The organism is Streptomyces sp. NPDC104096, assembly GCF_055584385.1.
In genome coordinates this window covers 1-7,577 of record NZ_JBVJMD010000119.1, presented here as the reverse complement: position 1 = coordinate 7,577, position 7,577 = coordinate 1, and the positions used below count along the sequence as shown (strand labels likewise).

Annotated in this window: 4 protein-coding genes and 1 pseudogene; 3 read left to right on the top strand and 2 right to left on the bottom strand. The window is 69.2% G+C overall.

All coding sequences use genetic code 11. From position 1 onward, the window contains the following. Window positions 1-212: 212 nt before the first annotated feature. A pseudogene (locus ACZ60B_RS42160) lies at window positions 213-1,404 on the top strand (tyrosine-type recombinase/integrase); the annotation flags it as partial. Window positions 1,405-1,470: 66 nt separating this feature from the next. Here ACZ60B_RS42160 and ACZ60B_RS42155 read toward each other — a convergent pair. Continuing rightward, the gene (locus ACZ60B_RS42155) at window positions 1,471-2,217 is read right to left on the bottom strand and encodes a hypothetical protein (RefSeq protein WP_469397195.1); all 747 of its coding nucleotides are present in this window, start codon (window positions 2,215-2,217) and stop codon (window positions 1,471-1,473) included. Window positions 2,218-3,890: 1,673 nt separating this feature from the next. Between ACZ60B_RS42155 and ACZ60B_RS42150 the strand changes: the two genes are divergently transcribed. Continuing rightward, window positions 3,891-4,484: a hypothetical protein gene (locus ACZ60B_RS42150; RefSeq protein ID WP_469397193.1), complete on the top strand. Its 594-nt coding sequence runs from the start codon at window positions 3,891-3,893 to the stop codon at window positions 4,482-4,484. Between the two features lie 233 nt (window positions 4,485-4,717). Here ACZ60B_RS42150 and ACZ60B_RS42145 read toward each other — a convergent pair whose 3' ends face one another. Next, entirely contained in the window at window positions 4,718-6,115 is a 1,398-nt protein-coding gene (locus ACZ60B_RS42145) for a helix-turn-helix domain-containing protein (RefSeq protein ID WP_469397190.1), read from the bottom strand. Window positions 6,116-6,288: 173 nt separating this feature from the next. Here ACZ60B_RS42145 and ACZ60B_RS42140 point away from each other — a divergent pair, with 173 nt between their 5' ends. Then, on the top strand, window positions 6,289-7,011 hold the full coding sequence (locus tag ACZ60B_RS42140; RefSeq protein ID WP_469397186.1) for a DUF4232 domain-containing protein: 723 nt from the start codon (window positions 6,289-6,291) through the stop codon (window positions 7,009-7,011). The last annotated feature ends 566 nt before the right edge of the window (window positions 7,012-7,577 follow it).

The window sequence follows — 7,577 nt, the reverse complement described above, 5'->3', positions numbered from 1 at the left end:
GATCCACGGACGAGCAGGCTTCCCCCTCCTCCGCCACCGCATCCTCCTCGGACAGCAGCACGCTCGGTCACCACCGAATGTGAGACAGGGCCGTTGACCGTACAGACCCGCCGGCATGTCCGTATCCCGGAGAGCGCGGTCGAAGAGTTCGTCCAGTCCCGCACCGTGCAGCCGCTGAGGTGGCCTCGTCCCCGCTATGGAAGGGCTGCCTGATGGCCAACGACAAGGGCGGGCGCCGCCGTTTCGGAGCGATCAGGCGGCTTCCCTCCGGCCGGTATCAGGCGCGCTATCCGGGACCGGACGGTGTGATGCGCCCGGCGCCCTTCACCTTCGCCACGACCGCGGAGGCCGACGACTGGCTTGCGGAGAAGCAGACCGAGATCCGTCGGGGGAGTGGCGGGATCCCGAGGCCGGGGCGGTGGGCTTCCGGGCCTACGCCGACAAGTGGGTGGAGGAACGGGAGCCGACGGCGCTGACGCGGGACCTCTACCGCTACCTCCTCGACAAGCACCTGGCCGCCTTCGCTGACCTGGACCTGGACCTGGACCTGGACGAGATCACCGCGCCCCGTGTACGCGAGTGGCGGGCCGAACGACTGCGGGTGACCGGAGCCAAGACGATCACCGCCAAGGCGTACCGCCTCCTCAAAGGAATCACGGGGACGGCCGTCGACGACGAACTGATCCAGCGCAACCCCTGCCGGATCAAGGGCGGCGGCAAGGAGAGGGCCGCCGAGCGTCGTATCGCCACCGTGGCCCAGGTCGACGCCCTCGCCGCGGCGGTGGGATGCGGTGGCGGCTCATGGTCTTTCTCGGCGCTCACGGTCCCCTGCGGCCGGAGGAGCCGGCCGGCCTGCGCCGCCGGGACGTCGACCTCGACGCCCTTCGGGTCCGTGTTCGTCTCGCCGAACCGGAGCGGATGAACGGGCGGCGGGTCCAGGGCGACACCGAGTCGGAGGCGGGAACGCGGACTGTGATCCTTCCCGCGTTCCCGCACCGGGAGCTCCGCCGGCATCTGGAGAGCTATGCCCAACCGGGGCCGGACGGGCCCCTGTTCGTCGGCGAGAAGGGAGCTCCGTTCCGGCGCAGTACCTTCGGGCGGAGGTGGCGACGGGCCCGGGAGGTCGTCGGTATGCCCGAGGGCTTCCGCCTCTACGATCTCCGTCACACCGGGCACACCCTGTCCACCCGCTCCGGCGCCACCCTCAAGGACACGATGGTGCGGGCCGGGCAGTCCTCGGAGAAGGCGGCGCTGGTCTGTCAGCACTCCGACGACACGCGGCAGGAAGAGGTTGCGGCCGGCCTTAACGCGACCGTCCACAAGGCCCGTCGGCAGGCTGTCGCCGGGCCGGTGGAAGACACCGGTGATCCAGGCGATCAGCGTTCTGGCACGGATCTGGCACGCGCGACCTCGGGTCGGTGCGTCTCTCACCTGCTGCCGTGGTCCGCAGGTGTGCCGCGCGCGTATCGGTCAGAAGGGAGGTTCGAGATCGCCGCGGCCATCGCTGTGCGGCCCCCGGTCCTCGGCCTCCTCCGAAAGAGGCTCCGGGCCGGGCGGATTGTGGCCCCATGCTTCGAGGGCCCTCCACGCGACGCGACGGTCGGGGTCGTTGCTGCTGGTGTCCAGGATGCGACGCGCGTGCACGGCGAGGTGAGCACGGTGCCCGGTGAGCGCGGGGTGCTCGGCGAGGAGGAGCGCGGCGATGACGGCGGCTTCACGCACATCCTCGTGGCTGTCGTGCAGGAAGGGCGCGACGGCGCTATAGAGCATCGGGCGCAGGTCCCGGAAGGCCGCCACGGTGGTGCTGCGGGTGAGGAAGCCGGGGAAGTACTCCTCGTTGCGGGCGACGATCTCGTCGGAGGCGTCGTGAAGCGTGGAAGCCAGCCAGCCCAACAACGTCGCGCGGACGGGGCTGTCGCGATAGGGCCGTCGTGTCATGGCCGCCGGGTGGGTGAGGATGCCGGCGACGTACATGACGGTGGGGGCGGTGGCTTCGTAAATGGTGTTCTGGTGGCCGACCAGCTCACCCAGCTCCCACAAGGTGGTGACCTGGATCCTGGGATCGGGCTCCAAGAGTTGCGTCAGAACCTTGGGAAGGTCCTCACCGGACCCGAAAGCCGTCCGGAGCGAACCCCAGTCGGTCTCCGCCAGGACAACCTGGTAGGGCGGCACGTCAGGCTCGTGGGGCGCCCAGGCATGAAAACGACTGTGGGTCACGGGCCAAACCTAGACCAGACTTCTGACACCATCCCCCTCCGGACCAGTTGCTCGGTCTGCGGTCCTGCCACAGGCCGCTGCTGTATCGCTCAGTCGTTCGGTCCTGCCGTGTGACGGCCCGACCAAGCAGCTGAGTGCCCAGCTTCAGCCCGCTCGACTGATGGCCGGCACCTTCGACACACCCCGTCTGAACCTCAGCCGAACGACAGTCAGCCACGATGGCGGTGCGCCGACCGACCACGCACGCGTGTGCCTCGCGGTACCTCCAGCGGCCCAAACCACGCTGTCGGCCGTCGACCGGAGCAAGCTGCGACGGCCTAAACGTATCGAAGGCACCTTGCACGATGACCTCTTCGTCCCGAAGCAAGTTGCACGGGGGCGCCGCCTTGGTCCGCTGTGTTTCTGACCTGTGCCGATGGTCCGCAGACGTCCGCCCTCGTTGATGTCGGCGTCGGATGTCATCGGAACAGGCTGGGGATGGGGCAGATCTCCAACGGTTCGTCCGGTCGGTCAGCCCAGGTCCACCAGAGATGCCGTTCGGCACACCTCCAGAGCGACCGGCAGGTCCGTCGGCCATCGTCCTCCCGTTTCGAGAGCAGCAGGCCGCCGCATTCCAGGGGTTGGTCGCACTCGGGGCAGCGCGGGGCATCGCCGGTCATGCGGCGCACCCTAACGGAGCGACCCCTTCGTCCCGAACTCTCGGCTGGGAGGTCATTGAGGTCTGGTGGGCTGGCTGGTCAGCCGGCCGCCGCTGGTCGTCGGCGGCCGCGGACGGTCACGAGGGTTGCCGTACTCCGCTGCTGTACCGCAGCACTCGTCGCGGCCGCTCCGCCCGGTCGTACCCGGCTGCCTTGAACGGGTGCGGCGCTCGGAGGGCCGGCGCAGGCCGATACGTTCCCCGACATGAAGATCGTGATCTGGTCCTTCCTCACCCTGCTCCTCATCGTCGGCGCCATCGGCGCCTTGCTCGGCGCAGCAAATGGACACGATGCCCCAGACATCATCCGCGGCCTGGGCGCCAGTGCATGGTTCTCCTGGGGGGCCTGGGGCAGTTGGAAGAGGGCATCCCGTCCCCGAAGCCTGGGGATCGCCCCTGTCCCAGAACCGCACCGGAGACCTTGGCGGCGACGATGACTTCCTGCTGCCCGAGAACGCCCTGGCGCGCCTCCTGGCAGTCACGTGACGTACGTCGCCGAACGAGGACCACAGGAGGCACGAGGCCATTTCCTCTCGCCCTGGGTTTCGACCGCCCGGTCTTTGGGGCCGGTCAGCGGGGTGCTCATCTCAACTGACCCTTGATCGGGCGGTTGTTGATTGCTGTTGTCGGTGGTTGGTGGTTGACCTCGGAGGTTCCACGGAGGTTCCAGGACCCGGCCCGGCGCCATCGCGGCCGGGCCGCACCGTGTCGGGCCGTCGGGCGGCCGCGAAAGGAAGATCCAGAAGGCATCGACACCTCTCTGGCAGATCCCATAGGATGCGGCGCTCAATTCAACCGCGATCATGCAAAGAGGGGGCACGGGATGCTACTGACGTGCCGGAAGTGTCGGCAGCGGGACGTTGCGTTCGACGGGATCAAAGGACTGTGTCCGGCCTGTCAGCAGGAGAGCGACTTGTCGAAGCCGCCTCAGCGTCGCGGGCGCAACGACAAGGCGGCGTTGCTCATACAGTCCAAGGTGAGTCCCGGTCGGGTCTCCATGTCGGGCCCACTGCTTGTGGTGCTGGCCGCGGCCGCCGCAGCCGTCGTCAACGAGGCCGTGCGGTTCTCCGCCGAGCACGCACGGGCTCACCAATGGGACTCGGTCTCCGCCGGCAACGGCTACGACCGGCAGGCTTTGCACAGCGCGCTCCAGACGATCAGCACCACGGGCGTGTTGCGCTTCGTAGCCTTCATCGCGGTTGCGTACGCCTACCAGCGGTGGGCGCGCGCCGGCCACGCGAACGCCATGTCTCGCACCGACATCGGGCTGGGATGGATCAGGGCCCTGCCAGGCGGCAACGGAGTCGTCTGGGCCTACGGCGCGTGGTTCCTGTCGGTGTTCGCCGGGCTCTTCTTGGCCTTGGTCAACTCCAACCCCCAAACGCCCGACGACTTCACGACCGAGGCGAACATCGACGCCGGCTACAGCCTGGTCCGAATAGCCCTGGCCGTCCTGCTGAGCGCGTTCGTCGTGCAGTTGACCCTCGGGCTGAACAAGCTGCTGGCCACGCCGCAGACGATGGACATGGCCGACCGGCCCGTCGAGCTGCAGACCGTCGACGAGGAATAACGTGCCACGGCCGGCCGCAGCGCGGAGCGGGCGGGAAGAGCATCGAGGCTCTCCGTGCGTGCGTGAAGGCGGCTCGCCTCCGGCGGTGAGTCGTCCGACCCGCCGGTGAATGCCGTCCTGAGGGCCTTCCAGGGGGCAGCCGTGTCGCGCGTTCCGAAGCGGCTCGTCGGCCCTCGTGGGCGGGCAGCCACACTGCTGCGTGACCGCGCACGCGCATGTCGCGCCGCATCCTGTCAGCTCTCCCGCTTGATCCACTCGCCGCCGCCCAGCGGGTAGTCGTAGCCCGGGCGGCCCACGTCGGCGCTGGTGCGGAACGGGGTGCCGTTGTCGTCGATGTGGACGGTGCCGTGATGGCTGCCGCTGGACCAGTCCAGGGTGAGGTCCCAGCGGACGTCGTGCGCCTCGGTGTGGGCGGTGACGTAGAAGACCTCAGGGTCCGACTCGCTGACCTTGTAGGGGAAGTCACGCTGCCCGTTCTTGACGGTGACCGCAGGACTGCCGTCGTCCAGGCCGACGTCGAACGACTCGGTGTCGACGCTGCCACCGCAGCCGACGCCCATTGAGTAGTCGTTCCAGGCGAGCGGTGCCCTCTTGGTGAGGACACGTACGTGCAAGGCCTCCAGTACGACGGTGTCCTTGCGGGTGCCCTGAACGGTGAGGGCGACCCGCTGTTCGCCCGAGGAGACCGCCCCGTACGCGGCGGCCCAGCGCGGGGCGGTCTCCTCGCTCGTCGGCGGACCGACCTGCTCGGGTTCGCTGTCGACGAGGAAGTGCTGGCTGCACGGGCTGTCGTAGACGTACGAACGGGTGCCGACAGTGAGCGGGACGGCGCCGGTGGCGCTGCCGCCGGCGGGCCGGGTCGCGCCCTGCTTGCCGTCGCCCTCCCCGGCCCCCTTGGACTCGACGGCGGAAGGGGAGGGCGAAGCGGAGGGCTTGGGTCCCGTCGCGCTCGGGGACGGTGCGGCGGACGGCTTCCCTGCGTCGGCCGTGCCGGTGACCGCGGCGGTGGCACCGGTCGCCTGCCGGTGATCCGTGGCGTTCCGGTCGTCGAACAACGGACGCACGGTGAGCACCGCGGCTCCCAGCACGGCGGCCATCGCGACGGAGGCGATCAGCACGGTGCGGCCACGACGGGGTCGATGTGGCGGCGCGAGCTCGCGCGGCACACCGACGACAATCGGCTCACCGTTCTCTCCGTCGCTCCCTTCGTGCGATGCCGCTGAGCCGTCATCCGCGATTTCGGCCGTTTCCGGCGCATCCGCCGAGCCGACCGCATCCGCCGAACCCACCGCATCCGTCGAGCCGTCCGAACCGGCTCCCTGAGCCGAACCCGTCGCCGCGACCTGATCCGGCCTGCGCCCTCGTGCCGCGTCCGCCAGGATCCAGTGCCGGTGCAGTTCCACCAGCTCCTGGGGCGTCGCCCGGCAGACCCTGGCGAGGCGCTCCACCGGTGCGTACTCGATCGGCACCGCGGTGCCGTTGCAGTAACGGTGCAGCGTCGACGTGCTCATGTGCAGCCGCTTGGCAAGCGCCCCGTAGCTGAGTCCCGAGCGGTCCTTGAGCTCCCGCAGCAGTCGCGCGAACGCCTCTGTCTCCCCGGCCCCTGTTGCCCCCGACACCCGTTCCCCCATCCCCCGTGTTCCAGCCGCGCATTCCAGGGGCACTGCCTTCTCCCTGGTCAGAGCGCGTTTCAGTGTTCCAGCGTCCCCAACTGCCCGCTGTGCGTGGCGGTTGGGACGGATCACCTCACAAGCTTCAGCCATCCAATCACCATCCCCACCCGAACACCGAAGGGCACGGCCACATGTCCAGTCTCCGCACTTCCCGCACCCGTCTGGTCGGCGCCGCCGCGACCGTCGTTCTCGCCGCGCTCTCCCTGACCGCGTGCAACGACGGAACAGGCGCTCGCAACGAGGGTGCCGCGACGGCCTCCACCCCGACCGCGCGTTCTTCTTCCGACGCTCCTTCCTCCGGCTCCGGCTCCAACTCCTCCTCGGGTTCCTCCTCCTCGGGTTCCTCCTCGGGCGGCAAGCCCGCCACCGCCACCACGGCGCCCGCCCCGCACACCTCCGCGCCGAAGGCGCCCGTCTCCTCCGGCAAGCCGGCCACCTGTGAGGGGTCCAACACCAAGACGGTCGCGGCCCCGCTGAGCCGTCCCGTGAACCACATGCTGCTCACGGTTACCAACACCGGTGGCAAGAGCTGCTACCTCTACGGCTACCCGGCCGTCCGCTTCGGCGAGGCGCAGGCCGTGCCTCCGGTCATCGAGGACTCGCAGCCGCAGGCAGTCGTCACGCTCCGACCGGGCGAGACCGGGTACGCCTCCGTGAGCCTCGCCGTCGGCGACGGCAGTGGCTCGAACGGCTACACCGCGAAGTCCCTGACGGTCTACTTCCACGGCCCCTCCGGCAACGAGAGCGTCGGCGCGGGCGCCCACCCGTCGCTGCCCGCGAAGGGCGTCTACGTCGACGACTCGCTCAAGGTCACGTACTGGCAGCAGTCGATGGACGACGCCATCGACTGGTGACGCCTGAACGCGCGCTCGAAGAACAGCAGCCCCCAGACCCGAGCAGACAGGTGACCCACCATGCGCGCCACCCGCAGGATCTCCCGCTTCGTGACCGCCTACATCGGCACGGCTTTCCAAGTGATCGTCTTGGGTGGCACAGGCCACCTGGCAGAGGAGGCCGGAGTCCGTCGGCGCCGCCACCCGATGTGAACCCGTCGGCTGCGGGGCGCGGAGCCGGGTGAAGCGCCTCGATCTCCGGCACGGACAACGCGACGTGTTCGTGCCGGAGTTCCTTCGACGACGTGGCAACTGATCAAGGTGAACGGCGAAGGCCCGGGCTATGACCCGGGCCTTCGCCGTGGAGCGGGTGAGGAGAATCGAACTCGCGCTCTCGGGGGACGTCGATGACGACGGAGTGGCGTTCCAGACGACGAAGCCGCCCACCAAGGTGGGCCGCTTCGTCGTGCACAGCCCCGCCGGGCAGACGGGACTTTCGAAACACGCCCTAGTGTTCCGAGTCGGGAATTCTGTTCAGATATGAGGCGAGGCGTTCGAGGATCTCGTCCGCAGTCTTCGTCCAGACG